This window comes from Pseudomonas sp. Root329 (genome assembly GCF_001424925.1).
GTDB lineage: Bacteria > Pseudomonadota > Gammaproteobacteria > Pseudomonadales > Pseudomonadaceae > Aquipseudomonas > Aquipseudomonas arabinosi.
Genome location: NZ_LMCV01000007.1, coordinates 98,133 through 122,354, shown reverse-complemented (window position 1 = coordinate 122,354; position 24,222 = coordinate 98,133). Strand labels below are relative to the sequence as shown.

General features: G+C 57.6%; 23 protein-coding genes and 2 tRNA genes. 4 read left to right on the top strand and 21 right to left on the bottom strand.

Annotation, left to right across the window (positions count from 1 at the left end; translation table 11 throughout):
* Positions 1 to 53 precede the first annotated feature (53 nt).
* The 8 genes from ASC74_RS09375 to rlmE form a co-directional block, all read right to left on the bottom strand.
* A tRNA-Met gene (locus ASC74_RS09375) sits at positions 54 to 130 on the bottom strand.
* 96 nt (positions 131 to 226) lie between these two features.
* Positions 227 to 312, bottom strand: a tRNA-Leu gene (locus ASC74_RS09370).
* 22 nt (positions 313 to 334) lie between these two features.
* Entirely contained in the window at positions 335 to 718 is a 384-nt protein-coding gene (gene secG, locus ASC74_RS09365) for a preprotein translocase subunit SecG (protein WP_017336473.1), read from the bottom strand.
* Positions 719 to 722: 4 nt separating this feature from the next.
* The gene (tpiA, locus tag ASC74_RS09360; RefSeq protein ID WP_056741075.1) at positions 723 to 1,478 is read right to left on the bottom strand and encodes a triose-phosphate isomerase; all 756 of its coding nucleotides are present in this window, start codon (positions 1,476 to 1,478) and stop codon (positions 723 to 725) included.
* Positions 1,479 to 1,544: 66 nt separating this feature from the next.
* Positions 1,545 to 2,882 carry a phosphoglucosamine mutase gene (gene glmM, locus ASC74_RS09355; RefSeq protein ID WP_056741073.1) on the bottom strand — a complete coding sequence of 446 codons (1,338 nt, stop codon included), beginning with the start codon at positions 2,880 to 2,882 and terminating at the stop codon, positions 1,545 to 1,547.
* Between the two features lie 16 nt (positions 2,883 to 2,898).
* Positions 2,899 to 3,750 carry a dihydropteroate synthase gene (folP, locus tag ASC74_RS09350; protein WP_056741071.1) on the bottom strand — a complete coding sequence of 284 codons (852 nt, stop codon included), beginning with the start codon at positions 3,748 to 3,750 and terminating at the stop codon, positions 2,899 to 2,901.
* A gap of 8 nt (positions 3,751 to 3,758) precedes the next feature.
* Entirely contained in the window at positions 3,759 to 5,669 is a 1,911-nt protein-coding gene (gene ftsH, locus ASC74_RS09345) for an ATP-dependent zinc metalloprotease FtsH (protein ID WP_033053619.1), read from the bottom strand.
* Between the two features lie 202 nt (positions 5,670 to 5,871).
* Positions 5,872 to 6,501: a 23S rRNA (uridine(2552)-2'-O)-methyltransferase RlmE gene (rlmE, locus tag ASC74_RS09340; protein WP_008005470.1), complete on the bottom strand. Its 630-nt coding sequence runs from the start codon at positions 6,499 to 6,501 to the stop codon at positions 5,872 to 5,874.
* Between the two features lie 105 nt (positions 6,502 to 6,606).
* On the opposite strand from rlmE, the gene ASC74_RS09335 reads away from it, so the two are divergent.
* The gene (locus tag ASC74_RS09335) at positions 6,607 to 6,915 is read left to right on the top strand and encodes a YhbY family RNA-binding protein (protein ID WP_008005472.1); all 309 of its coding nucleotides are present in this window, start codon (positions 6,607 to 6,609) and stop codon (positions 6,913 to 6,915) included.
* A gap of 9 nt (positions 6,916 to 6,924) precedes the next feature.
* On the opposite strand, the gene ASC74_RS09330 is transcribed toward ASC74_RS09335, so the two are convergent.
* From ASC74_RS09330 to grpE, 8 genes are all read right to left on the bottom strand, one after another.
* Entirely contained in the window at positions 6,925 to 7,329 is a 405-nt protein-coding gene (locus tag ASC74_RS09330; RefSeq protein WP_056741068.1) for a hypothetical protein, read from the bottom strand.
* A 28-nt stretch (positions 7,330 to 7,357) separates the two neighbouring features.
* Positions 7,358 to 7,834: a transcription elongation factor GreA gene (gene greA / locus ASC74_RS09325; RefSeq protein WP_046045786.1), complete on the bottom strand. Its 477-nt coding sequence runs from the start codon at positions 7,832 to 7,834 to the stop codon at positions 7,358 to 7,360.
* Complete coding sequence (gene carB / locus ASC74_RS09320) at positions 7,831 to 11,052, bottom strand: carbamoyl-phosphate synthase large subunit (protein WP_056741066.1); 3,222 nt, start codon at positions 11,050 to 11,052, stop codon at positions 7,831 to 7,833. Before carB ends, greA begins: the two co-directional genes overlap by 4 nt.
* Positions 11,053 to 11,170: 118 nt before the next feature.
* On the bottom strand, positions 11,171 to 12,307 hold the full coding sequence (carA, locus tag ASC74_RS09315; protein WP_046045784.1) for a glutamine-hydrolyzing carbamoyl-phosphate synthase small subunit: 1,137 nt from the start codon (positions 12,305 to 12,307) through the stop codon (positions 11,171 to 11,173).
* 259 nt (positions 12,308 to 12,566) lie between these two features.
* Positions 12,567 to 13,373, bottom strand: coding sequence for a 4-hydroxy-tetrahydrodipicolinate reductase (dapB, locus tag ASC74_RS09310; RefSeq protein WP_056741064.1), 807 nt, complete (start codon positions 13,371 to 13,373; stop codon positions 12,567 to 12,569).
* A gap of 9 nt (positions 13,374 to 13,382) precedes the next feature.
* Positions 13,383 to 14,507, bottom strand: coding sequence for a molecular chaperone DnaJ (dnaJ, locus tag ASC74_RS09305; RefSeq protein ID WP_056741062.1), 1,125 nt, complete (start codon positions 14,505 to 14,507; stop codon positions 13,383 to 13,385).
* A gap of 297 nt (positions 14,508 to 14,804) precedes the next feature.
* Positions 14,805 to 16,721 (bottom strand): molecular chaperone DnaK, encoded by a 1,917-nt coding sequence (gene dnaK / locus ASC74_RS09300; RefSeq protein WP_008149038.1) that lies wholly within the window; start codon positions 16,719 to 16,721, stop codon positions 14,805 to 14,807.
* 102 nt (positions 16,722 to 16,823) lie between these two features.
* Positions 16,824 to 17,390, bottom strand: coding sequence for a nucleotide exchange factor GrpE (gene grpE / locus ASC74_RS09295; RefSeq protein WP_046045781.1), 567 nt, complete (start codon positions 17,388 to 17,390; stop codon positions 16,824 to 16,826).
* A gap of 241 nt (positions 17,391 to 17,631) precedes the next feature.
* Here grpE and recN point away from each other — a divergent pair, with 241 nt between their 5' ends.
* The gene (gene recN, locus ASC74_RS09290; RefSeq protein ID WP_046045780.1) at positions 17,632 to 19,305 is read left to right on the top strand and encodes a DNA repair protein RecN; all 1,674 of its coding nucleotides are present in this window, start codon (positions 17,632 to 17,634) and stop codon (positions 19,303 to 19,305) included.
* A 75-nt stretch (positions 19,306 to 19,380) separates the two neighbouring features.
* Here recN and fur read toward each other — a convergent pair whose 3' ends face one another.
* A complete protein-coding gene (gene fur, locus ASC74_RS09285; protein WP_003197684.1) occupies positions 19,381 to 19,785 on the bottom strand; it encodes a ferric iron uptake transcriptional regulator in 405 nt (134 codons plus the stop codon).
* 97 nt (positions 19,786 to 19,882) lie between these two features.
* Here fur and ASC74_RS09280 point away from each other — a divergent pair, with 97 nt between their 5' ends.
* Entirely contained in the window at positions 19,883 to 20,410 is a 528-nt protein-coding gene (locus tag ASC74_RS09280; RefSeq protein WP_008149042.1) for an outer membrane protein assembly factor BamE, read from the top strand.
* A 61-nt stretch (positions 20,411 to 20,471) separates the two neighbouring features.
* On the opposite strand, the gene ASC74_RS09275 is transcribed toward ASC74_RS09280, so the two are convergent.
* Genes ASC74_RS09275 through ASC74_RS09265 form a run of 3 tightly spaced genes read right to left on the bottom strand, consistent with a single transcriptional unit; the run spans position 20,472 to position 22,624 of the window.
* A complete protein-coding gene (locus ASC74_RS09275; protein ID WP_056741060.1) occupies positions 20,472 to 20,786 on the bottom strand; it encodes an RnfH family protein in 315 nt (104 codons plus the stop codon).
* Positions 20,779 to 21,213, bottom strand: a complete 435-nt coding sequence (locus ASC74_RS09270; protein ID WP_033058141.1) for a type II toxin-antitoxin system RatA family toxin — start codon at positions 21,211 to 21,213, stop codon at positions 20,779 to 20,781. Before ASC74_RS09270 ends, ASC74_RS09275 begins: the two co-directional genes overlap by 8 nt.
* A 7-nt stretch (positions 21,214 to 21,220) precedes the next feature.
* Positions 21,221 to 22,624 carry a sodium-dependent transporter gene (locus ASC74_RS09265; protein ID WP_056741058.1) on the bottom strand — a complete coding sequence of 468 codons (1,404 nt, stop codon included), beginning with the start codon at positions 22,622 to 22,624 and terminating at the stop codon, positions 21,221 to 21,223.
* Between the two features lie 118 nt (positions 22,625 to 22,742).
* On the opposite strand from ASC74_RS09265, the gene smpB reads away from it, so the two are divergent.
* Complete coding sequence (smpB, locus tag ASC74_RS09260) at positions 22,743 to 23,225, top strand: SsrA-binding protein SmpB (RefSeq protein ID WP_008149046.1); 483 nt, start codon at positions 22,743 to 22,745, stop codon at positions 23,223 to 23,225.
* Between the two features lie 115 nt (positions 23,226 to 23,340).
* Here the strand turns inward: smpB and ASC74_RS09255 are convergent, their stop codons facing one another.
* Entirely contained in the window at positions 23,341 to 24,108 is a 768-nt protein-coding gene (locus ASC74_RS09255; protein ID WP_008149047.1) for a GntR family transcriptional regulator, read from the bottom strand.
* Between the last annotated feature and the right edge of the window lie 114 nt (positions 24,109 to 24,222).

Genomic DNA, 24,222 nt, shown 5'->3' with positions numbered 1-24,222 from the left:
GGCGTTGAAAGTGTCCAGCTAACAAAAAGCCCCTTAAAAGGGGCTCCTTAAACTGGTTGCGGGGGCCGGATTTGAACCGACGACCTTCGGGTTATGAGCCCGACGAGCTACCAGACTGCTCCACCCCGCGACAAAGCTGGGGCGGAAGTATACGACCGATCCCTGACAGGGTCAATGTAACCTTCCACCTACAAGAAAGCCCGCAACAGCGGGCTCTCCTGATAATTGGTACCGAGAAGGGGACTCGAACCCCTACACCCTATGGGCACAACCACCTCAAGGTTGCGTGTCTACCAATTCCACCACCTCGGCAATACTACGTTTGAAACCCTTCTTACTTTTGCTCTTGAGCTGGAGGCACGTCAGTCGCTGGAGTAGCCGACTTTTGCTCTTGAAGCACCGGTACATCATCAGAAGCCGGTTGTTGCTTTGGAACTTCCAACACTGCTGGATTTGGCAAACCTACTTGAGTCAGCTGGTGAGCCTTCTCTTTAGCAAAGTAACCTAACCCTAAGCTGGTTATGAAGAAACCGGCGGCAAGTATAGCAGTAAACTTACTAAGAAAGGTAGAGGAACCTTGGCTTCCGAACACAGTATTTGAAGCACCTGCTCCGAAAGACGCGCCAGCATCCGCACCTTTACCCTGCTGCAGCAATACCAGAGCAACTACGCCCAATGCACCCAGCAGATGAAAAACGACTACGACTGTTTCCAGCATTTTTTCAGTTTCCCGCGGCGCGACAAATCGCACCGAACTCATCTGCATTCAGGGAAGCCCCACCAATGAGCCCCCCATCGATATCCGGCATGCCGAACAGTTCGACCGCATTGGCCGCCTTCACGCTGCCGCCGTATAGAAGCCGCACACCTTGTGCGACCTCAGAATTCTCTGCCGCCAACTGAGCGCGAATGGCTGCATGCACATCCTGCGCCTGTTGCGGCGAAGCAGTCAGCCCGGTACCAATGGCCCAGACCGGCTCGTAAGCGATTACTGCCTTTGCAAAGACACCAACACCCAGCTCCTCTATGATACTGCCTAGCTGACGCCCGACAACCTCAAGAGTTTTTCCAGCTTCGCGCTCTTCAAGAGTTTCCCCTACGCACAATACTGGAATCAAGCCACATGCCTGTGCCGCTGCGAACTTGCGAATCAGCATTCCGTCCTGCTCGCCCATTATCTGGCGGCGCTCGGAGTGTCCGACAAGCACAAAAGAACAGCCTGCATCCACCAACTGACTCGGCGCAACTTCACCGGTCAACGCACCTTGCATGGATTCCACCGCAGAGTTCTGCGCGCCGACCGAAATCGACTTTTCCTCCAAGCCATCAATCACTTGATTGATATGCAAGCAAGACGGGAATACCGCTACATCAACATCGCTCGGCAAGGCCAGATGACGAAGGCCATTGATCAGCTCAGCGACGCTGGCGCGGGTACCGTGCATCTTCCAGTTACCAGCTACCATAGGGCGACGCATGCTGTACCTCGTCGGTCAAAGTGGGCGCAGATGTTACCCAACACAATCATGGCTGGCAAGCCGAAATCAGGCAGAAACTTCAGTAACCAGTTTTGCCAGCTCTTCGGCGTAGCCGCGAACCTGTGTTTCGTCCTCGCCTTCGACCATGACCCGCACCAGCGGCTCCGTCCCGGACTTGCGCAACAGCACACGTCCACGACCAGCCATAGCCTTGGTAACGCGCTCGCTTGCCTCCTTGACGGACGGATGATCAAGAGGGCTCGCACCGCCGCCGAATCGCACATTGATCAGCACCTGAGGACACTTGCGCAGCGCCTGACGCGATTGCGCCAACCCCTCGGAGCGGGTCTTCAGCGCCATCAATACCTGCAATGCGGCAATGATCGCGTCACCGGTGGTGGTGTGGTTGAAGCAGACAATGTGCCCCGAATTCTCACCGCCCACCAGCCAATTGCGCTCCAGCAACTCCGAGATTACGTACCGGTCGCCAACATTAGCCCGCACAAAAGGAATTGCCAGATCCGCCAGGGCCAATTCCAACCCCAGGTTACTCATCAGCGTACCGACCACCCCCCCCTGCAACTTACCCTGCTCATGCAGGTCGCGAGCAATGATGAACAGCAACTCATCACCATCGACGACAGCACCGGTATGATCAACCATCTGAACCCGGTCACCATCACCGTCAAAGGCGATACCCAAATCAGCATGCTCGGCCAATACAGCAGCTTGCAGCGGCTCCATATGGGTCGAACCGCAATTTTCATTGATGTTCAGGCCGTTAGGATGAGCAGAAAGCACAACGACATCGGCCCCCAGCTCACGGAATACACTAGGCGCCACCTTGTAGGTCGCACCGTGAGCGCAGTCGATCACGATCTTCAGGCCCGCGAAGCTGGTGCCGGTCGGGACGCTGCTTTTGCAGAATTCGATATAGCGGCCTGAAGCATCGTTGATGCGCGATACCTTGCCGATCTTGCTCGACTCAACCACAGTCATCGGGGTGTCGAGCAATTCTTCGATCATATGCTCGACTTCATCAGGAAGCTTGGTGCCCTTCCCGGAGAAAAACTTGATGCCATTGTCATCGTGAGGGTTGTGCGAGGCACTGATCACGATGCCCGCTTCGGCCTGGAAGGTACGAGTCAGGTAGGCGATGGCCGGTGTCGGCATCGGGCCCAGGAGCATGACATCGGCACCTGCCGACGTAAGTCCGGCCTCGAGCGCCGATTCGAACATATAGCCAGAGATCCGAGTGTCCTTGCCCACCAACACCTTGCAGGCGCCCATTTTTCGGAACGCCATACCGGCAGCCCAGCCGAGCTTGAGCATGAAGTCAGGAGTAATCGGATATTCGCCGACCCGACCACGAATGCCGTCGGTGCCAAAGTATTTTTTAGTCATAAGTACCCCATCATTATTATTCGGCTGATTCCACTGCAGCGATCATCCGCACCACATCGACGGTTTCGGCCACATCATGGACGCGCAATATACGCGCGCCCTTGACCGAAGCCAGCGCTGCAAGCGCCAGACCACCATGCAGACGCTCACCAACCGGACGATTCAATGCCTGACCTATCATGCTCTTTCGCGAAACCCCGACCAACAGGGGCCGCCCCAAGGCATGCAGGGCCTCCATATGCTTGAACAAGCTTAGATTGTGCTGCAAGGTTTTTGCGAAGCCAAAGCCCGGATCAAGGATGATCCGGTCCGCTGTAATTCCTACCGACGCACACTGAGCCATGCGCTCGGCGAGAAACTCGCCCACCTCTTTCGTGACGTCCTGATACTGCGGATTGTCCTGCATGTCGCCCGGCTCACCGAGCATATGCATCAGACAGACTGGCAGGCCAGTGGCCGCGGCCGCATCCAGAGCGCCATCGCGCCGCAGCGAGCGCACGTCATTGATCAACCCCGCGCCAAGTCGTGCGGCTTCGCGCATGACAGCTGGCGTGGAAGTGTCGACCGAGATAATTACATCAAGCTCGCGGTGTATTCGCTCGACGACCGGAGCTACGCGCTCAAGCTCTTCCAGCGGTGAAACCACCCTGGCACCCGGCCGGGTCGATTCGCCACCAACATCGATCAACGTCGCGCCGGCCGCCACCATAGCCTCAGCGTGGCGCAAGGCCGCATCGAGCTGGCTATATTGGCCGCCATCAGAGAAGGAATCGGGAGTGACATTGAGAATACCCATGACGTGCGTCAGGGCTAAATCAAGAACCCGATTGCCGCAAGGCAACCGGGTCGAGGACTGAACAGAAGTCATTTCAAACCTTAAACGTCAGCAGCCGGACCGCCGATCGGTGTTTCCGGACGCGGATCCTGAGCCACCGGAGGAGTTCCGGAGGTACCGGTGCCGCCTGACCAGTCGCGAGGTTCACGAGGCGTACGACCTGCCATGATGTCGTCGATCTGATCAGCGTCGATCGTTTCGTACTTCATCAAGGCATCAGCCATGGCGTCGAGCTTGTCACGGTTATCGGTGAGGATCTGCTTGGCCGTGCCGTAGCACTGATCAATGATGCTGCGCACTTCGGAGTCGATCAACTTGGCCGTCTCACCGGAGAAGCTTGCACCCTGACCGCCACCGCCGCGACCGAGGAACACTTCGCCCTCTTCTTCTGCGTACATCAACGGGCCGAGTTTTTCCGACAAGCCCCACTTGGTTACCATGTTCCGTGCAATCTGGCTGGCACGCATGATGTCGTTTGACGCACCGGTGGTGACGCCGTCGAAGCCCAAGGTCATTTCTTCAGCAATACGGCCGCCGTACAACGAGCAGATCTGGCTGATCAACGCACGCTTGGACAGGCTGTAGCGATCTTCTTCCGGCAGGAACATGGTCACACCCAGCGCACGACCGCGCGGAATGATCGACACCTTGTAGACCGGGTCATGCTCTGGCACGACGCGCCCAACAATAGCGTGCCCTGCTTCGTGGTAAGCGGTGTTCTGCTTCTCTTTCTCGGACATGACCATGGACTTGCGCTCGGCGCCCATCATGATCTTGTCTTTGGCCAATTCGAACTCTTTCATTTCGACGATGCGCTTGCCGGCACGGGCCGCGAACAACGACGCTTCGTTCACCAGGTTAGCCAGGTCGGCACCAGAGAAACCTGGGGTACCACGAGCGATCACGGCCGGAGCGACGTCGTCACCCATTGGCACTTTTCGCATGTGAACCTTGAGAATCTGCTCGCGACCACGGATATCCGGCAGACCAACAACAACCTGACGGTCGAAGCGGCCTGGACGCAGCAACGCAGGGTCCAGTACGTCCGGACGGTTGGTTGCAGCGATGACGATGATACCGTCATTCATTTCGAAGCCGTCCATCTCTACCAGCAACTGGTTGAGAGTCTGCTCGCGCTCGTCATGACCGCCACCCATACCGGCACCACGGTGGCGACCGACGGCGTCGATTTCATCGATGAAGATGATGCATGGCGCGTGTTTCTTGGCCTGCTCAAACATGTCACGAACACGACTGGCACCAACACCGACAAACATTTCGACAAAATCGGAACCGGAAATAGTGAAGAACGGTACTTTTGCTTCGCCAGCAATCGCTTTGGCGAGCAATGTTTTACCGGTACCTGGAGGCCCCACCATCAGCACGCCGCGTGGAATGCGGCCGCCCAGACGCTGGAACTTGCCCGGATCACGCAGGAACTCGACCAACTCGCCGACTTCTTCCTTGGCTTCGTCGCAACCGGCAACGTCACCCAAGGTGGTTTTCACCTGATCCTCGGAGAGCAGGCGCGCCTTGCTCTTGCCGAAGCTCATTGGCCCGCCCTTGCCACCGGCGCCGCCCTGCATCTGCCGCATGAAGAACATGAACACGGCGATGATCACCAGGATCGGGAAGCTTGCAACGAGGAGCTGAGTCCAGATGCTTTGCTGTTCAGGCTGCTTGCCTTCGACTACGACATGGTTGTCCACGAGGTCGCCGATCAGACCGTTGTCCTGGATTGCCGGACGAATGGTCTTGAAGCTGTCGCCATCGTTGCGTTTACCGGTAATCACGTAGCCGTCAACCGCTACGCGCTCGACCTTTCCATCCTTGACCTGCTGGATGAAGTCGGAATAGTTGAGGGTCTGCGGCTCGTTAGGGCTGGAGAAGTTGTTCATCACTGTCACCAGGACAGCCGCGATGATCAACCACAGGATCAGATTCTTTGCCATATCGTTCAATTAACTACCCTCTGAAGCAAGCTCCGCTAATGGCGCGCGCTTCGCATGATATTCACCGGCCTAACTTACTACATTACCTACGGCTCTGGCAGGCGCCGTCTGTAACCCTTTGTGAAACACTTTCTACACAATATTCGCTAATGCTCACGGGGCGAAATACGAAAATCCTATCGACCCGCAAAAAAACCTCGATTTACTCACTACGGCCGCGATAGCCCCAAGCCAGCATATATTGCTCGCGGGAACTGCCACGGGAAGAGTCCGGCTTGATCATCTGGACCTTGTCGAATTTCTGACGAGCGTCCTTCACGTAAGCATCAAACCCTTCGCCCTGAAACACCTTGATCACGAAATTACCACCCGGCTTGAGTATCCGAGCCGCCAGATCAAGAGCCAGCTCACATAGAAACATGGCTTTTGGCATGTCCACCTCAGGCGTACCACTCATATTGGGGGCCATATCGGAAATCACAAGGTCCACCTGCGAATTACCCACGGCTTCAAGGATCTGAGCGAGCACTTCGTCCTGGGTGAAGTCACCCTGGATGAAAGTCACGTCCGGAATGCTGTCCATTTCCAGGATGTCCGAGGCGATCAGACGCCCCTGACCACCGATCAGCCGACTAGTGACCTGCGACCAGCCGCCGGGCGCCGCTCCCAGGTCGACAACACTCATACCTGGACGGATCAGTTTGTATTTCTCCTGGACCTCCAGAAGCTTGTAACTCGCACGCGAGCGGTAACCATCCTTCTGCGCCTGCTTCACATAGGGATCATTGACATGTCTTTGCAGCCACTTAAGGCTTGTCTTGGAACGGGCCACGGGCCACCTCGAAAATAAAACGGGTCGTGATTAACTGGGCGGTCCCGGACTCGCTCGGGTAAACTGGCCGCCGCTTTTTACAAGATCAGACGCAGGGGTCAGATTATGCCGCTCACTCAAGAGCAGAAGAAACAGTACAAATCCATTGGCCACCATCTGAAACCAGTTTTGACTGTGGCTGACAACGGTTTGACTGAAGGTGTGTTAGCCGAACTTGAACGCGCTTTGGCGGATCACGAGCTGATTAAAATCAAGCTCAACATCCTCGATCGCGAGTCGCGCTTGGCGAACATTGCAGAACTGTGCAAGGTCGGCAAAGCGGACCTGGTTCAGGTCATCGGCAAGATGGCACTGATTTACCGCAAGAACTTCAGCGTCAACAAGCAGCTGTCGAACGTCCATCGCTTCAAGTGATGGCAAGGGTCAAGGGTGTGCTTCGCGCACCCTGCCACTCCATCCAGGCACCGGCTGCAACACCAGCACCAGCCCGGAAAAGCCCAGAACAAGATAGCTGAACACCTGCCAACGCACGGCATCCGGCCAGCCGATACGCACCGCGGCATACATCGCACACGCATACAGCGCCATCATCAGCAGTTGCCCGCGAATATCGCGCCATAGACTGGCAAGGCCCTCGGCCTGAACCAGCACCAAAGCCTGAAAAATCACACACGCTGCGGCGAACCCCACCATCAGCGCATCAAGCATGCCTGCGATTTCGTCGATCAGCAGCGGTGCCAGGCCAATCTTGCCCAGCACCGGCAGCAGACCGATGTGCAACAGCCACAGGCCGCCAACCCACAACATCTGAGTCAGTTGCCAAAGCATGGCGCCCGCACGTAGCGGGCGCCTGCGCTCAGATGTGGCGAACTTCGACAATCTCGTACTCGATAACGCCGCCAGGCGTTTTCACGGCAACCACATCACCCTCTTCCTTGGCAATCAAGGCGCGGGCCAATGGCGAACCGACCGAAATCTTGCCGAGCTTGAAGTCAGCCTCATCCTCACCAACGATGTGGTAAGTGACGCTTTCATCCGTCTCGACGTTGGCGATTTCAACGGTGGTGCCGAAGATCACTTTGCCGGTGTGAGGAATGGTCGTGACATCAATGATCACCGCGTTTTGCATGCGGCCTTCGATGTCGCGGATCCGCGCCTCGACCATACCTTGCTGCTCGCGAGCAGCGTGGTATTCGGCGTTTTCTTTCAAGTCACCCAACTCGCGGGCCGTACCGATGTCCTGGCTGAGCTTCGGACGAACGACCTTGGTCAGGTGAGCGTGTTCTTCTTCCAGGGCTTTTGCGCCCTTGACGGTCATTGGGTATTTGATCATGCCTTCAATCCTGCGTGTAGATCCTGCAAGCGGCGCACGGTCTTCTCGGGACCGAACTTCAGCGCTTCGCAGATAGCTTCGCCAGCAGCAATGGTAGTGGTGCAGTAAATCTTGTGCTGCAAGGCATTACGACGAATGGAGTACGAATCAGCGATCGACTGACGACCTTCGGTGGTGTTGATGATCAGGGTGACTTCGTCATTCTTGATCATGTCGACCACGTGCGGACGACCCTCGGTCACCTTGTTCACACGACGCACTTTCAGGCCTGCGGCTTCGATCAGCTTGGCAGTACCGGCAGTGGCAACCACTTCGAAGCCCAAGTTGATCAGATCACGGGCCACGCCTGCAACCAGTGGCTTGTCGTCATCGCGCACGCTGATGAATGCGGTACCGCCGGTCGGCAGCACTTCGCTGGCGCCCATTTGGGCTTTGGCAAACGCTTCACCGAAGGTGTCGCCCACGCCCATCACTTCACCCGTGGACTTCATCTCTGGGCCCAGGATCGGGTCCACGCCAGGGAATTTGGCGAATGGGAACACCGCCTCTTTCACACTGTAGAAGTTCGGAATGATTTCTTTGGTGAAACCGATTTCCTTCAGGGTTTTACCGGCCATCACGCGAGCCGCGATCATCGCCAGGGAAACACCGATGCACTTGGACACGAACGGTACGGTACGGGAAGCGCGCGGGTTGACTTCGATGACGTAGATGTCTTCGCCTTGCAGCGCCAACTGAACGTTCATCAGGCCGACAACGCCCAGTTCCAGGGCCATTTTCTTGACCTGTTCGCGCATCTCGTCCTGGATGTGTGCAGGCAGCGAGTACGGCGGCAGGGAGCACGCGGAGTCACCGGAGTGAACGCCGGCCTGCTCGATGTGCTGCATGATCGCGCCGATCACCACGTCGGTGCCGTCGCAAACTGCATCCACGTCCATTTCGATGGCGCAGTTGAGGAAGTGGTCGAGCAGCACCGGGCTGTCGTTGGACACTTTCACCGCATCGCGCAGGTAGCGCTTGAGCTCTTCTTCTTCGTAAACGATTTCCATCGCGCGGCCGCCCAGTACGTAGGACGGACGAACGACCAGCGGGTAACCGATCTTGCTGGCCGCACGAATCGCTTCGTCTTCGCTGCGCACGGTGGCGTTTGGCGGCTGACGCAGGTTCAGGCGCTCGACCATTTGCTGGAAGCGCTCACGGTCTTCGGCACGGTCGATGGCATCAGGGCTGGTGCCGATGATCGGCACGCCAGCTTCTTCCAGGGCACGAGCCAGTTTCAACGGGGTTTGGCCGCCGTATTGGACGATCACGCCTTTTGGCTTCTCGACGCGGCAGATTTCCAGGACGTCTTCCAGGGTGACCGGCTCGAAGTACAGGCGATCGGAGGTGTCGTAGTCGGTGGAAACGGTTTCCGGGTTGCAGTTGACCATGATGGTCTCGTAACCGTCTTCGCGCAGGGCCAATGCCGCGTGTACGCAGCAGTAGTCGAACTCGATGCCCTGACCGATACGGTTAGGACCACCGCCGAGGATCATGATCTTGTCGCGACCCGATGGCGCGGCTTCGCACTCTTCCTCGTAAGTCGAGTACATGTAGGCAGTGTCGGTGGCGAACTCGGCCGCGCAGGTGTCAACGCGCTTGTAGACCGGGAAAATCTCAAGTTTGTGACGGTGGCGACGCAGAGCCTTCTCGGTCACGCCCAGCAGCTTGGCCAGACGCATGTCGGAGAAGCCTTTGCGCTTGAGGCGGAACATCACGTCGCGGTCGATGCTGGCCAGACCCAGGGTCTTGACCTTCTCTTCTTCCTTGATCAGATCTTCGATCTGCACCAGGAACCACGGGTCGATCATGTTCATGCCGAAGATGTCTTCGACCGACAGGCCGGCGCGGAACGCGTCAGCCACGTACCAGATACGCTCGGCACCCGGCACGGTCAGTTCGCGCTTGAGGATGCTCATGCTTTCCGGATTGCTCAGGTCGAGCTTCTCGTCCAGGCCGCAAACGCCCACTTCCAGACCGCGCAGGGCTTTCTGCAGGGATTCCTGGAAAGTCCGGCCGATGGCCATGACTTCACCCACCGACTTCATTTGAGTGGTCAGGCGCGCGTCGGCTTTCGGGAACTTCTCGAAGGCGAAGCGTGGCAGCTTGGTCACGACGTAGTCGATGGACGGCTCGAAGGATGCAGGAGTAGCGCCGCCGGTGATTTCGTTCTGCAGCTCGTCCAGGGTGTAGCCGATCGCCAGCTTGGCGGCGATACGCGCAATCGGGAAACCAGTGGCTTTCGAGGCCAGCGCCGAAGAGCGGGATACCCGCGGGTTCATCTCGATCACGACCATACGGCCAGTGTCCGGGCAGATGCCAAACTGAACGTTGGAGCCGCCGGTTTCCACACCGATCTCACGCAGTACCGCCAACGAGGCGTTACGCATGATCTGGTATTCCTTGTCCGTCAGGGTTTGTGCCGGAGCAACGGTGATCGAGTCACCGGTGTGCACGCCCATCGGGTCAAAGTTTTCGATGGAGCAGACGATGATGCAGTTGTCCTTCTTATCGCGGACAACCTCCATCTCGTATTCTTTCCAGCCGATCAGGGATTCGTCGATCAGCAGCTCTTTGGTCGGCGACAGGTCGAGGCCGCGGGCGCAGATTTCTTCGAACTCTTCACGGTTGTAAGCGATACCGCCACCGGTGCCGCCCATGGTGAAGGACGGACGGATGATGCACGGGAAGCCAAGCTTCTCGAGGACCACGTTGGCCTCTTCCATGCTGTGGGCGATACCCGAGCGCGGGCAGTCCAGGCCGATGGATTTCATCGCCTTGTCGAAGCGCGAACGGTCTTCAGCCTTGTCGATGGTGTCAGCATTGGCGCCGATCATCTCTACGCCAAACTTCTCCAGAACGCCTTCGCGCTCCAGATCCAGTGCGCAGTTCAGAGCGGTCTGGCCACCCATGGTCGGCAGCAGCGCGTCCGGACGCTCCTTCTCGATGATCTTGGCAACGGTCTGCCACTTGATCGGCTCGATGTAGGTGGCGTCAGCCATGTCCGGGTCGGTCATGATGGTCGCTGGGTTGGAGTTCACCAGGATGACGCGGTAACCCTCCTCGCGCAGGGCTTTACAGGCCTGGGCGCCGGAGTAGTCGAATTCGCAGGCCTGGCCGATCACGATCGGGCCAGCGCCGAGAATCAGGATGCTTTTAATGTCTGTACGTTTTGGCATGGGTTTGTCACTCAAATCCGCAGGTCAGTCGGCAAGCCGTCTTGTTCAATCTTTGAAGCCTTGAGGGGGTCGCCGGTTGCGGGACCGCCCTCAAGCTATGCAACATCAAGGCGAGCGATCAGCGTCGCTTGGCCATTTCGTTGATGAAGCGATCAAACAGTGGTGCTACGTCGTTCGGGCCAGGGCTGGCTTCCGGGTGACCCTGGAAGCTGAAGGCGCTCTTGTCGGTACGCTCGATACCTTGCAGGGTGCCGTCGAACAGCGATTTGTGGATCGCGCGGACGTTGGCTGGCAGGGTCGTTTCGTCTACCGCGAAACCGTGGTTCTGGCTGGTGATCATCACCACACCGGTATCCAGATCCTGGACCGGGTGGTTGGCACCGTGGTGGCCGTGACCCATTTTCAGGGTCTTGGCACCGGAGGCCAGGGCCAGCAGTTGGTGACCAAGGCAGATACCGAAGACCGGAATTTCGGTTTCCAGCACGTCTTTGATCGCCTGGATCGCGTAGTCGCAAGGCTCCGGATCGCCAGGGCCGTTGGACAGGAACACACCGTCCGGCTTCAGAGCCAGAGCTTCAGCAGCTGGAGTTTGAGCCGGCACTACGGTCACGCGGCAACCGCGCTCGACGAGCATGCGCAGGATGTTCAGCTTGACGCCGTAGTCGTAGGCAACCACGTGGTACGGCAGCTCAGAGGCTTCGATGGTCGCGTGGCTGTCGGTTTTCAAATCCCAGACAGTCGAGCGCCACTCGTACTTCTCTTTGGTGCTGACGACTTTCGCCAGGTCCATGCCTTTGAGGCCAGGAAAACCCTGAGCGGCGGCGATGGCGGCTTCTTCGGAAATGTTGTCACCGGCCATGATGCAGCCGTTCTGCGCGCCTTTTTCACGCAGGATGCGCGTCAGGCGGCGAGTGTCGATACCAGCGATTGCCACAACGTTATTGGCTTTCAGGTAGTCGGACAGAGACATCGTGTTACGCCAGTTGCTCGCAACCAGTGGCAGGTCACGGATAACCAGGCCCGCGGACCAGACGCGGTCGGACTCGGCGTCTTCCGGCGTGGTGCCGGTGTTGCCGATGTGCGGGTAAGTCAGGGTAACGATCTGTTGGGCGTAGGAAGGATCGGTAAGGATTTCCTGATAGCCGGTCATGGCGGTGTTGAACACCACCTCTCCAACGGTCTGACCGTCGGCTCCAATGGCTTCGCCGCGAAAAATGCTGCCATCAGCAAGGGCGAGTATGGCTGGCTTAGTCAAGAAGACCTCCCGTAAATAAAGCCTGAAAGGGCGATCGCAGGTTGTAAAAAAGCGGAGTGACGTATGGACACGTCACCCCGCTTCTTCACCGAATAATTCTGCGCGCTTTTAGTGGACACACTAAAGCTGTAGCTTACAGAAAAAGGCATTTTTGGTCTACCGCCAATGAGCCTTAAAGGCCGGGGAATGCGACAGGACGTCGCTTGGCGTAATAAAACCGGGCCCAAACACTGTGTTGGAACCCGATTTCAGGGGCATCTTAACGCAGATCGAGCACGTCTTGCATGTCGTAAAGACCCGGCTCACGACCGTCCAGCCATAACGCAGCACGTACCGCGCCCTTGGCGAAGGTCATGCGACTGGACGCTTTATGCGTGATCTCCAGTCGCTCACCCTCACAGGCGAACAGCACCGTATGATCGCCGACCACATCACCACCGCGAACAGTCGCGAAGCCGATCGTTTCACGCTCTCGCACACCGGTGTGACCTTCACGACCATAGACCGCGACCTTTTGCAGATCACGATCCAACGCATTGGCGATGACTTCGCCCATGCGCAGGGCCGTACCCGAAGGCGCATCGATCTTGTGCCGATGATGAGCCTCGATGATCTCGATATCCGCATCATCACCCAGCACACGAGCAGCCATGTCGAGCAGCTTCAGCGACAGGTTTACACCGACACTGAAATTGACTGCGAACACGATCGGAATATCCTTGCCGGCCTCGGCCAGCAACTGCTTCTGCGCGGCGTCCAACCCCGTCGTGCCGATCACCATGGCCTTGCCCGCCTTACGGCAGAACGCCAGGTTTTTCAGCATGACTTCCGGGAGCGTGAAGTCGATCAGCACGTCGAACTCATCAGCCACCGCGTCCAGATTGCCGGACAGCGGAACGCCGATACGCCCCAGCGAGGCCAGTTCGCCAGCATCCACGCCAATCAGCGTACTGCCGGGGCGTACGATGGCTGCCGTCAACCCGGTCAGCGGCGCACGTTGCTGAACCGCCTCGACCAGGATCTTGCCCATGCGCCCGGCAGCGCCCATCACAGCTATACGTCGCATGCCGACTCCTTACAAATCGCCGAAGAAGCGCTTCACGCCTTCGAACCAACCAGTGGTTTTAGGCGAATGACTGTTGTCATCTGCCAGCGAGCTACGGAACTCTTCCAGCAGTTCGCGCTGACGACGCCCCAGATTGACAGGGGTTTCGACCGCCACACGGCACATCAAGTCACCAGCACCGCCGCCGCGCACTGGCGCAACACCCTTGCCGCGAACACGGAACTGCTTGCCGGTCTGAGTCCCTTCAGGGATTTTCAGTTTGACTCGACCATCAAGGGTCGGAATCTCCAGCTCACCACCCAGCGCAGCATCGACAAAGCTGATTGGCACTTCGCAGAACAGGTGCTTGCCGTCGCGCTGGAAGATCGCGTGCTCACGCACGTTGATCACCACGTACAGGTCGCCCGTCGGACCACCCTGAGCACCCGCCTCGCCTTCGCCGGACAGACGAATGCGGTCACCGGTATCGACACCGGCCGGCACTTTCACCGAGAGGGTTTTGTACTCTTCGACACGGCCCTGGCCATCGCAGGAGTTGCACGGATCAGAAATGATCTTGCCTTGGCCATGGCAGCGCGGGCAGGTTTGCTGCACCGAGAAGAAGCCTTGCTGCATGCGAACCTGGCCGATACCGCCGCACGTCGGGCAGGTCACCGGCGAGGAGCCTTTCTTGGCACCCGAACCGTCGCACGGCTTGCAGTTGACCAATGTCGGAACACGGATATTCACGGTCGTACCGCGCACCGCTTCTTCCAGATCCAGTTCCAGGGTGTAACGCAGGTCGCTGCCGCGCTGAGCGCCGCCACGAGAACCGCCGCGACCACCGCCGAAGAAGTCACTGAAGACATCACCAAAGATGTCGGAGAAGTTCTGACCGCCAAACCCGGCACCGCCGCCGCCCATGCTTGGGTCGACACCGGCATGACCGTACTGGTCGTACGCCGCGCGCTTGCTGGAATCGGACAGTACTTCGTAGGCCTCGTTGGCCTCCTTGAACATATCTTCCGACGCTTTGTCATCGGGATTACGGTCCGGGTGGTGCTTCATCGCCAGGCGACGGTAGGCCTTTTTCAGGTCTGCTTCGCTTGAGCCACGCTCAACACCCAATACTTCGTAATAGTCACGCTTTGCCATAAGTCTTTGCACTCTTAAGGACGTTCGGCAAACCTCTCCTGAGCCTTGCCAAACTCGTTGAGCCCCAATACAGGCCCGGACCCAACTCACGTCAATTCAACGATCCTGGTCTTTGATTCGATGCGGTACTTTCGGCTCGAAAAGCAGGAGCATTCCCGGCCATACCATCAGCACCCGAGCGTTGTCGCATGCTGTAAAAATTCGCTAACTCCAGACACGCCAACGCGGGAGCAAGCCCCCGCGCGGCGACATCCTACCAGTCACTGCCTAAAGGCAGTCAACCGGCCGACCAACAACTTACTTGTGGTCTTTGACTTCTTCGAACTCAGCGTCGACGACGTCGTCAGCCTTCTCAGCCGATTCGCCTTGCGGTGCAGCACCTTCAGCAGGTTGAGCCTGCTCGGCGTACATCTTCTGCGCTACTGGAGCGGAGACTTTCGACAGCTCTTCAACCTTGGCTTCGATTGCAGCCTTGTCGTCGCCTTTGACAGCGGCTTCCAGCGCAACAACAGCAGCTTCGATTGCAGTCTTCTCTTCAGCAGTCACTTTATCGCCAGCGTCTGCGACCATTTTGCGAGTCGAGTGAACCAGTGCATCGCCCTGGTTGCGAGCGGTTGCCAGCTCTTCGAACTGGCGATCTGCGTCGACGTTGGCTTCAGCATCGCGAATCATCTGCTGAATTTCTTCCTCGGACAGACCGGAGTTGGCCTTGATCACGATCGACTGAGTCTTGCCGGTAGCCTTGTCTTTGGCGCCTACGTGCAGAATGCCGTTGGCGTCGATGTCGAAGGTCACTTCAATTTGTGGCACGCCACGTGGTGCTGGTGGAATCTCGGCCAGGTCGAACTTGCCCAAAGACTTGTTCTGAGCGGCTTGCTTACGCTCACCTTGCAGCACGTGAATGGTCACAGCGCCCTGATTGTCGTCGGCAGTCGAGAACACTTGCGATTTCTTGGTAGGAATCGTGGTGTTTTTCTCGATCAGCGCGGTCATCACGCCGCCCATGGTTTCGATACCCAGAGTCAGCGGGCTAACGTCCAGCAGCAGAACGTCTTTCACGTCACCGGCCAATACTGCGCCCTGGATAGCAGCACCCATGGCAACCGCTTCGTCCGGGTTCACGTCTTTACGTGCTTCTTTACCGAAGAACTCGGTCACCAGCTTCTGAACCAGTGGCATACGGGTCTGACCGCCGACCAGGATCACGTCGTTGATGGCGCCGATGTCGATGCCCGAGTCTTTCAGAGCGATGCGGCAAGGTTCGATGGTGCGCTGAACCAGGTCTTCTACCAGCGCTTCGAGCTTGGCGCGGGAGATTTTCACGTTCAAGTGCTTAGGACCGGTGGCGTCTGCAGTGATGTACGGCAGGTTCACGTCGGTCGAATTGCTCGAAGACAGTTCGATCTTGGCTTTTTCAGCGGCTTCTTTCAGGCGCTGCATGGCCAGCGGGTCACCTTTAAGGTTCATGCCGCTTTCTTTCTTGAATTCGTCGACGAGGTAGTCGATCAGACGAATGTCAAAGTCTTCACCGCCCAGGAACGTGTCACCGTTGGTGGCCAGTACTTCGAACTGGTGCTCGCCATCGACTTCAGCGATTTCGATCACGGAAACGTCGAAAGTACCGCCGCCCAAGTCGTAAACGATCACGGTGTGATCGCCCTTCGCCTTGTCCATACCGTAAGCCAGAGCAGCTGCGGTTGGTTCGTTGATGATACGTTTTACGTCCAGGCCCGCGATGCGGCCGGCGTCTTTGGTGGCTTGACGCTGGCTGTCGTTGAAGTAGGCCGGAACGGTGATCACCGCTTCGGTCACTGGCTCGCCGAGGTAGTCTTCGGCGGTCTTCTTCATTTTCTTCAGAATTTCAGCCGAGATTTGTGGCGGCGACATTTTCTGGCCGTTCACTTCAACCCATGCATCGCCGTTGTCAGCCTTGGCGATTTTGTACGGGACCATCTTGATGTCTTTCTGTACGACTTCTTCGTCGAACTTACGACCGATCAGACGCTTCACCGCATACAGGGTGTTGTGCGGATTGGTCACAGCCTGACGCTTGGCCGATTGGCCAACGAGGATTTCACCATCGTTGGCGTAAGCGATGATCGACGGCGTGGTACGCGTGCCTTCAGCGTTTTCAATAACTTTGGCTACGCCGTTTTCAAGCACGGAGACGCAGGAGTTGGTAGTCCCCAGGTCGATACCGATAATTTTGCCCATGTTCACTCTCCCGAAACTTTGGATTTGGTTACCGCAGCAGTGGTGGCTAACTGCGGTAGCACTTAAACGCTTGACTTCTAAATGGGGGCCTTGCGGCTAATTTCAAGCCTGCTCGTCAATCGAAGGCGAAACCGGCGCCGGAGCCTTGCTGACCACGACCATGGCCGGGCGCAGCAGGCGACCGTTGAGCTGATAGCCCTTCTGGAACACCTTGAGCACGCTGTTCGGCTCGACGTCGGCGCTTTCCTGCATGGCCATTGCCTGATGCTGAACGGCGTTGAACGGTTCGCCATGCGGATCGATCGCTTCCAGCTGATAACGCTTCAGGGTGTCCTGGAACATTTTCAGGGTCAGCTCGATGCCTTCGCGCATTGGACGGATGCTTTCGTCATCCGGGCTGGACAACTCCAGACCACGCTCCAGGCTGTCGATGATCGGCAACAAGTCACCGGCGAATTTCTCCAGTGCGAACTTGTGAGCCTTTTCTACATCCTGCTCGGCGCGACGGCGGACGTTCTGCAGATCAGCCGCAACACGCAAAGCCTGATCATGAGCGCCAGCCAATTGCTCTTCGAGCACTTGAACACGCGCCGCCAGTTCATCACCCGAATCCGGGGCAGCCTGATCGGCGTCTAGATTTTGCGTATCCACTGTCTGTTCGTCAGCCATAGATTTCTCCTTTCAATATCGTCCGCGAGCTCAACTCGCGCTTCTGCCCAGCTATATGGGGCCGCAAAATTCAGCTTCAAGGGGCGCTGATTTATTAACCCTACAAAAAACAGCTGCATTGTCATTCCCGGGCGCACTAAGGATTTCGTCGGATCAAGCAAATAGAGCTAAGTGAGGGCATTGTCAGCCAGAAACAAAACACTGTATAAATAACCAGACCTAAAGCCTGGGAGCGGCCTTTATGCTGGTGCACCTGTCCGTACATAACTACGCCATCGTTGAACATCTCGATCTCGAACTCGATCGCGGGATGAGCGTGATCACTGGGGAAACCGGCGCCGGCAAGTCGATCATGCTCGACGCCCTCGGCCTGACCCTGGGCGATCGCGCCGACAGCGGCGTGGTCCGTCCCGGCGCCGACAAGGCCGATATCCTGGCAACCTTCGACCTGGTCGATATTCCAGAAGCCAGCGCCTGGCTGGCCGAGCGCGATCTGGAGAGCGACGGCCCGTGCATCCTGCGCCGGGTGATCACCGCCGAAGGGCGCTCGCGTGGCTACATCAACGGCACGCCCTGCCCCCTCGGCGACCTCAAAGCCCTGGGTGAGCTGCTGATCGATATCCACAGCCAGCACGAACATCAATCCCTGCTCAAGACCGACACGCACCGCCGCCTGCTCGACGAGTACGCTGGTGCAACGGACCTTGCCCGTCAGGTACACCTGGCCGCCCAACGTTGGCGCCAGACCCGCCAGGAGCTGGAACGCCTTTCCAATTCCGGCGACGAGCAGCGCGCTCGCCATCAATTGCTCAGCTATCAACTTGAAGAGCTGGAAAACCTCGGCCTCGGCGAAAACGAGCTTGAGCAGCTGGAACAGGAACACAAGAACCTGACCAACGCCGAAACCCTGCTGGGCATTTGCCGGCAGGTGGTCGAGCAATGCAGCGAAAGTGATTCCGGGAATGTGCTGAATGCCCTCACCGCCAGCCTCAATCGCCTTTCGAGCGTCAACAACTCGATTGGGGCCCTGGGTGAAGCCAGCAGCCTGCTGACCAGCGCACAGATCCAGGTCGAAGAAGCCGTGGGAGAACTGAACCGCTTCCTTGATAACTTCGATGCCGATCCAGCGCGTCTTCAGTACCTGGAGGAACGCCTTGATGCGATCTATACCATGGCGCGCAAACACCGCATCCAGCCGACTGAAGTGGCCGAGATGCAGCAGCGCTTGCTGGATGAAATCGAAACCCTGAATGCCAACGACGAATCCATTGAGCGACTGAGCGATGAACTGGCCTCCTATGCCCGTCATTATCAGGAGAAGGCTCGTGAGCTGAGCGACTTGCGCCACCAGGCGTCGAGCAGCCTGGCCAGCGCCGTGGAGCAGGAAATTCAGCGACTGGGCATGCCGGGTGGGCGCTTCACTATCGAGCTTCGCCCCAACAGTAGCGATGAACTGCTACCCAATGGCCTTGAGCAGGTAGAGCTGCTGGTGAGTGCTAACCCGGGCCAACCTTTGAAAGCGCTGGCAAAAGTGGCATCCGGCGGCGAATTGTCACGGATCAGCCTGGCGATTCAAGTGATCACCGCGCAGACCTCCCGCGTACCGACTCTGGTGTTCGACGAAGTGGACGTGGGCATCGGCGGCCCGACCGCCGAGATTGTAGGTCAGTTGCTGCGTCGACTTGGGGAGCGCGGGCAGGTATTGACGGTAACTCACTTGCCGCAAGTAGCTGCGCAGGGACATCAACATCTATTCGTACACAAAGTGCGCGGCGAAGATGCCACTCACACAGCCGTCTCCAAGCTGAGCAAGAACGATCGTGTCGAAGAAGTGGCGCGGATGCTGGGAGGCATCGACCTTACAAAGGAATCTCTGGCTCACGCCAGGAAAATGGTTGTCACCGCGAAAATTTAAGACCGGCAGAAAGCACGAAGGCGACCCTGGGGTCGCCTTCGCTCGTTTCGCGAACCTTAAGTTCGCGCGACATGCTTACTTTTTCTTGCGTACGTACAGTACAAGGTTGTGATCAACCATCTCGAAGCCATACTTGTCGACGATTGCCTTCTGCAGTCGCTCGATTTCTTCGTCGAAGAATTCGATCACTTCACTGGTCTCGACGTTGACCATATGGTCGTGATGCTTGCCGTCGTCCAGCTCGAAGACCGCATGGCCCCCGTCGAAGTTGTGCCGCACCACAAGGCCAGCTGCCTCGAACTGGGTCAGGACACGGTAAACCGTGGCCAGACCGACGTCCTCACCAGCCTCCATCAGCGCCTTGTAGACATCCTCGGCACTCATGTGGCGTTGCTCGGCGGAATCGAGCATTTGCAGAATTTTGACCCGTGGAAGGGTCACTTTGAGGCCGGCTTTGCGTAGTTCGCTATTTTCAACCATGGTCAGCTTTCTCGCGATGCTGCTTCGCAGCTTCTCTTAATGCGGGTATGATCGGCGTTTACGTTGTCCCAGCCAAGATAGTGGAAGTCGCCCACCGATGCAAAACACCAAGCTCTTGCTAACCAGTTTCACCTTTGTGGGACTGCTCGCACTCGCCGGTTGTTCATTCCCCGGGGTTTACAAAATCGACATCCAGCAGGGCAATGTCGTCACGCAGGACATGATAGACCAGTTACGCCCGGGAATGACCCGCAAGCAAGTACGGTTTATCATGGGCAACCCTCTGTTGACCGACACGTTCCATGCCGATCGCTGGGATTATCTGTACAGCCTGCAACCGGGTGGCGGCGAACGCCAACAGGAACGCATTAGCGTTATCTTCAACCCAAATGACCAGCTTGTCAGCCTCTCTGGTGATTTCATGCCAGGCGTGAGCCGCGACGAAGCCATTCTCGGCAAGGACAGCGGCACTACAGTTGCTGCGCCAGCAGAAAACGCCGAGAAGCCGAAACCAGAAAAACCGGTCAAGCCAGGTTCGTTGCTGGACCAGATCCAGAAGGACGTCGACGGTGTAGAAACCGTTCCAGTCCCGACTCCAGAACCTCTGGAAACCTCGCCGCAATAATTTGCGACGCAATAAAAAACCCGGCATGTCCGGGTTTTTTATTGTCCAGCGCTTGAGCGAGTTACTGATTCCGGGTTTTGGCCTCAGCAGCCTTGGCTGCGCGCAACCGACGAACCTCTTTCGGATCAGCCAGCAATGGCCGGTATATCTCGATGCGATCTCCAGCCTGGACAGGATGCTTGTCCGGATCAGCGATCACTTTGCCGAAGATTCCTACCGGGCAATCGGCCAGATCCAACTCAACAAACGCCTCGCCGACACCTGACATCAGCAAAGCCGCCCTCACGGTTGTTCCTGCCGGTACCGACACCGACAGGAGCACCTGACGATCAATGGCGGCATACACCACCTCAACGTCGATCATGACCTCAACCATGCATCTGTTTGGCGCGCTGGCAGAAGGCATCCACCAGCGTATTGGCCGCCTGATTGAACAACGGCCCCAAGGTCGCGCGGACAATCGGCCCGGCGTAATCGAACGACAGGTCCAGGCTGATCTTGCAGGCTTTCTCGCCCAACGGTTTGAACACCCAGACGCCATGCAGTTGATTGAACGGGCCTTCCTCGAGGTTCATCTCGATCGAATGCCCAGGCACCAGCGTGTTGCGCGTTACGAAATGCTGGCTGAGACCGCCCTTGGCCACACCGACGCTAGCGCGCATATGCTCAGGAGAACTCTCCAGGACTTCGGCCGATGAGCACCACGGAAGAAATTCCGGGTAACGTGCCACGTCGTTGACCAGGTCATACAGCGCTTGTGCCGGATACGGCAGCAGGGCCGAACGTTGAATGTGTGTCGTCATGTCAGCGTCACTTCCACAGCTGGGCGGCAAACACTACAAGAATGCCGATGGGCGCCACATAGCGCATCAAGAACAAGGACAGGGCGAACAACGCAGGGTTGCGGATCGACAACTCGTCGCGTACCGCTTCACGCCCCATCACCCAGCCTGCAAACACCACGAAACACAAACCACCGAGTGGCAACATGATTCGCGAGGTGAAGAAATCGATCACACCAAAGAAGTCCAGGCCACCGGCCGCACCCCATTGATAGAGGTGGAACATCCCGCCTTCGTTCACGAAAAATTTGGCTTCCTTCCAGATATTGAAGGAAAACACTGTGCCCAGACCGACAAACCAGCAGATAAATGCCAGCCAAAAGGTCACCCAGGCGCGGCTGACTTTCGTGCGTTCAACCAAGTAAGCCACCATCGGCTCAAGCAGGGAAATCGCCGAACTCCAGGCTGCAATCGCTACAAGCACGAAGAACACTACGCCCATCAACTGGCCGAACGCTACGTTACCAAACGCAAAGGGCAGGCTGACGAACATCAAGCCAGGACCTTCGCTTGGGTTCAGGCCGCCAGCGAACACAATCGGAAACAACGCCAGACCGGCCACCAGGGAAACGAAGGTATCGAGCAGTGCCACGCCGACGATGGTGCCGGAAATCGATGAATTCTTCGGCATATAGGCGCCGTAGATCATGATCGAGCCGACGCCCACGCTCAGGGAAAAAAACGCGTGCCCCATGGCGGGCAGCAAGCCGTCGAGTACTTTTTCCGGGTGGAAGTCGAACATGAAATGCACGCCTTCCATGAAGTGGCCGGTGGTCATGCTGTAGCCCAGCAACACCAGAATCATCACAAATAGAAGCGGCATCATGATCCGCAGACTGCGCTCCAGGCCGGCGACCACGCCTTTGGCGATGACGACAGCAGATAGCAGCATGAAAATCGTGTGCCAAAGTGTCAGGCGCCACGGATCAGCGATCACATTGCCGAAGTAAGCGCCAACCTGGTCGGGCGTTGCACCCTGGAAGTCGCCACGGCCCATGTCGATGATATAATCCAGCGACCAGCCGCCGACCACACTATAGAAAGACAAGATCAGCAACGCCGTGATCATCCCGGCAAATGCGCCCCAGGACCATTTACCCGAATGCCCGGCTTCCAGCGCCAATACCTTCAAGGCGTTGGCCGGACTCTGACGGGCGCGGCGGCCGATCAGGGTTTCGGCGAGCATGACCGGCACACCGATCAGCGCGATACAGGCCAGGAACATCAGCACGAAGGCGCCGCCGCCGTAGACGCCGACCATGTACGGGAATTTCCAGATACTACCCAGGCCCACGGCCGAACCGGTCGCGGCGAGTATGAAGACCCAGCGGCTAGCCCAACTGCCGTGGACAGAAACCTTGTCTGTCGACATCGTTATCACGCCCAAGCGTTCAAAAAAGAGGCCGCATTGTCCGGGATTCAATCAACCTGCTCAAGCACGTAGCGATACCGTAGCCGACTCGCGTGCAACTCCCTATAATGCCGCCCCTATGGCTAAACAGAAGAAACACCCAACAGGGACCATCGCGCAAAACAAAAAGGCGCGACACGATTACTTCATCGAGCACAAGTTCGAGGCTGGTCTGGTCCTGGCCGGCTGGGAAGTAAAAAGTCTGCGGGCAAGCAAGCTGCAACTGGTTGACAGTTACGTACTGCTCAAGGATGGCGAAGCCTGGCTGCTCGGCAGCCACATTACGCCGCTGATGACCGCCAGCACCCACGTCATCGCTGATCCGACCCGCACCCGAAAATTGCTGCTCAACCGGCGCGAGCTGGAAAAGCTGGCCACGGCTGTGCAGCAAAAAGGTTACGCCTGCGTGTGCCTGTCCTGGTACTGGAGCAAGCACATGGTCAAGTGCGAGATCGCTCTGGGCAAGGGCAAGAAGGAATACGACAAGCGTGATACCGAACGCGAACGCGACGCCGGTCGCGAGTTGCAGCGTGCGGTGCGCAACAAGGGCAAGGAAGATTAATCTTTCTGCCTGAGTGTTTGGCGCCAGCGAAAAGATCGCAGCCTGCGGCAGCTCCTACATTGATCGCGTATCCATGTAGGAGCTGCCGCAGGCTGCGATCTTTTGCTTTAAATAATCACATTCCCTTGCGCCGCTCCGCCCGAGCCATGCGCTGTACTTCCTGACGCACTTCTTCCAGCACTTCCTGCACATACAAAATGTGTCGACTGGAGACCTCCCGCGCCTGCTCGGCCCTTCCTTCAATAATCGCCAGGTACAACTCCCGGTGCTGAGTGATCAGCATGTCGCGGGTTTCCGTACGCTGCTTGTACATACCGCCGATGTTGGTCACCACGTTACGCTTGAGCAGATCGAACAACCCGCGAATGGTGTGCAGCAACACCGCGTTGTGACTGGCCTCAGCAATCGCCAGATGGAATTTCGCATCCGCCGCCCCCTCTTCCGCCCGACTTACCTCGTCGTGACGCGTATAGCAGTCCTGCAATTCATTGAAGGCCGCGGTCAATCGCTCGCGATCAACGTCCGTAGCACGCATGGCTGCGTAATAGGCGCAGGAGGCTTCCAGGGTGTGACGAAATTCCAGCAGATCGCGCTGCGCTTCAGGGTTGCTTTCCAGCAGATGCAGCAGCGGATCGCTGAAGGTTGACCCCAGCGACTCCACCACATAGTTGCCGCCACCCTGGCGACTGACCAGCAAGCCCTTGGCCGCCAGTTTCTGAATCGCTTCGCGCAACGAAGGGCGTGACACGCCGAACTGCTCGGCCAACGCACGTTCGGCCGGCAAGCGCTCACCCGCCTTCAGCGTGCCCTCGAGAATCATCCCCTCGAGCTGCTCGACAATATCGTCAGACAAACGGCGCTGACGAATTTGATCAAACCCCATAACTCATTTCTCCACGATCCCGACGGCTCGCCGGGGTCTCTATTCTGGCCTATCAGGGCTGTGTCAGCACCTGCCAGACGGCATTTGATCGAGCGGACCAGATGACTTCTGCAC

Coding starts and splice junctions, on each gene's coding strand:
- ASC74_RS09255 (WP_008149047.1), bottom strand. CDS start 24,108: ATGGGGTTTGATCAAATTCGTCAGCGCCGTTTGTCTGACGATATTGTC.
- fur (WP_003197684.1), bottom strand. CDS start 19,785: ATGGTTGAAAATAGCGAACTACGCAAAGCCGGCCTCAAAGTGACCCTT.
- dnaJ (WP_056741062.1), bottom strand. CDS start 14,507: ATGGCAAAGCGTGACTATTACGAAGTATTGGGTGTTGAGCGTGGCTCA.
- ASC74_RS09280 (WP_008149042.1), top strand. CDS start 19,883: ATGCAAAACACCAAGCTCTTGCTAACCAGTTTCACCTTTGTGGGACTG.
- tpiA (WP_056741075.1), bottom strand. CDS start 1,478: ATGCGTCGCCCTATGGTAGCTGGTAACTGGAAGATGCACGGTACCCGC.
- ftsH (WP_033053619.1), bottom strand. CDS start 5,669: ATGGCAAAGAATCTGATCCTGTGGTTGATCATCGCGGCTGTCCTGGTG.
- folP (WP_056741071.1), bottom strand. CDS start 3,750: ATGACTTCTGTTCAGTCCTCGACCCGGTTGCCTTGCGGCAATCGGGTT.
- ASC74_RS09330 (WP_056741068.1), bottom strand. CDS start 7,329: ATGCTTTGGCAACTGACTCAGATGTTGTGGGTTGGCGGCCTGTGGCTG.
- ASC74_RS09265 (WP_056741058.1), bottom strand. CDS start 22,624: ATGTCGACAGACAAGGTTTCTGTCCACGGCAGTTGGGCTAGCCGCTGG.
- carB (WP_056741066.1), bottom strand. CDS start 11,052: ATGCCAAAACGTACAGACATTAAAAGCATCCTGATTCTCGGCGCTGGC.
- dnaK (WP_008149038.1), bottom strand. CDS start 16,721: ATGGGCAAAATTATCGGTATCGACCTGGGGACTACCAACTCCTGCGTC.
- dapB (WP_056741064.1), bottom strand. CDS start 13,373: ATGCGACGTATAGCTGTGATGGGCGCTGCCGGGCGCATGGGCAAGATC.
- secG (WP_017336473.1), bottom strand. CDS start 718: ATGCTGGAAACAGTCGTAGTCGTTTTTCATCTGCTGGGTGCATTGGGC.
- recN (WP_046045780.1), top strand. CDS start 17,632: ATGCTGGTGCACCTGTCCGTACATAACTACGCCATCGTTGAACATCTC.
- grpE (WP_046045781.1), bottom strand. CDS start 17,390: ATGGCTGACGAACAGACAGTGGATACGCAAAATCTAGACGCCGATCAG.
- ASC74_RS09270 (WP_033058141.1), bottom strand. CDS start 21,213: ATGACGACACACATTCAACGTTCGGCCCTGCTGCCGTATCCGGCACAA.
- glmM (WP_056741073.1), bottom strand. CDS start 2,882: ATGACTAAAAAATACTTTGGCACCGACGGCATTCGTGGTCGGGTCGGC.
- ASC74_RS09335 (WP_008005472.1), top strand. CDS start 6,607: ATGCCGCTCACTCAAGAGCAGAAGAAACAGTACAAATCCATTGGCCAC.
- smpB (WP_008149046.1), top strand. CDS start 22,743: ATGGCTAAACAGAAGAAACACCCAACAGGGACCATCGCGCAAAACAAA.
- greA (WP_046045786.1), bottom strand. CDS start 7,834: ATGATCAAATACCCAATGACCGTCAAGGGCGCAAAAGCCCTGGAAGAA.
- ASC74_RS09275 (WP_056741060.1), bottom strand. CDS start 20,786: ATGGTTGAGGTCATGATCGACGTTGAGGTGGTGTATGCCGCCATTGAT.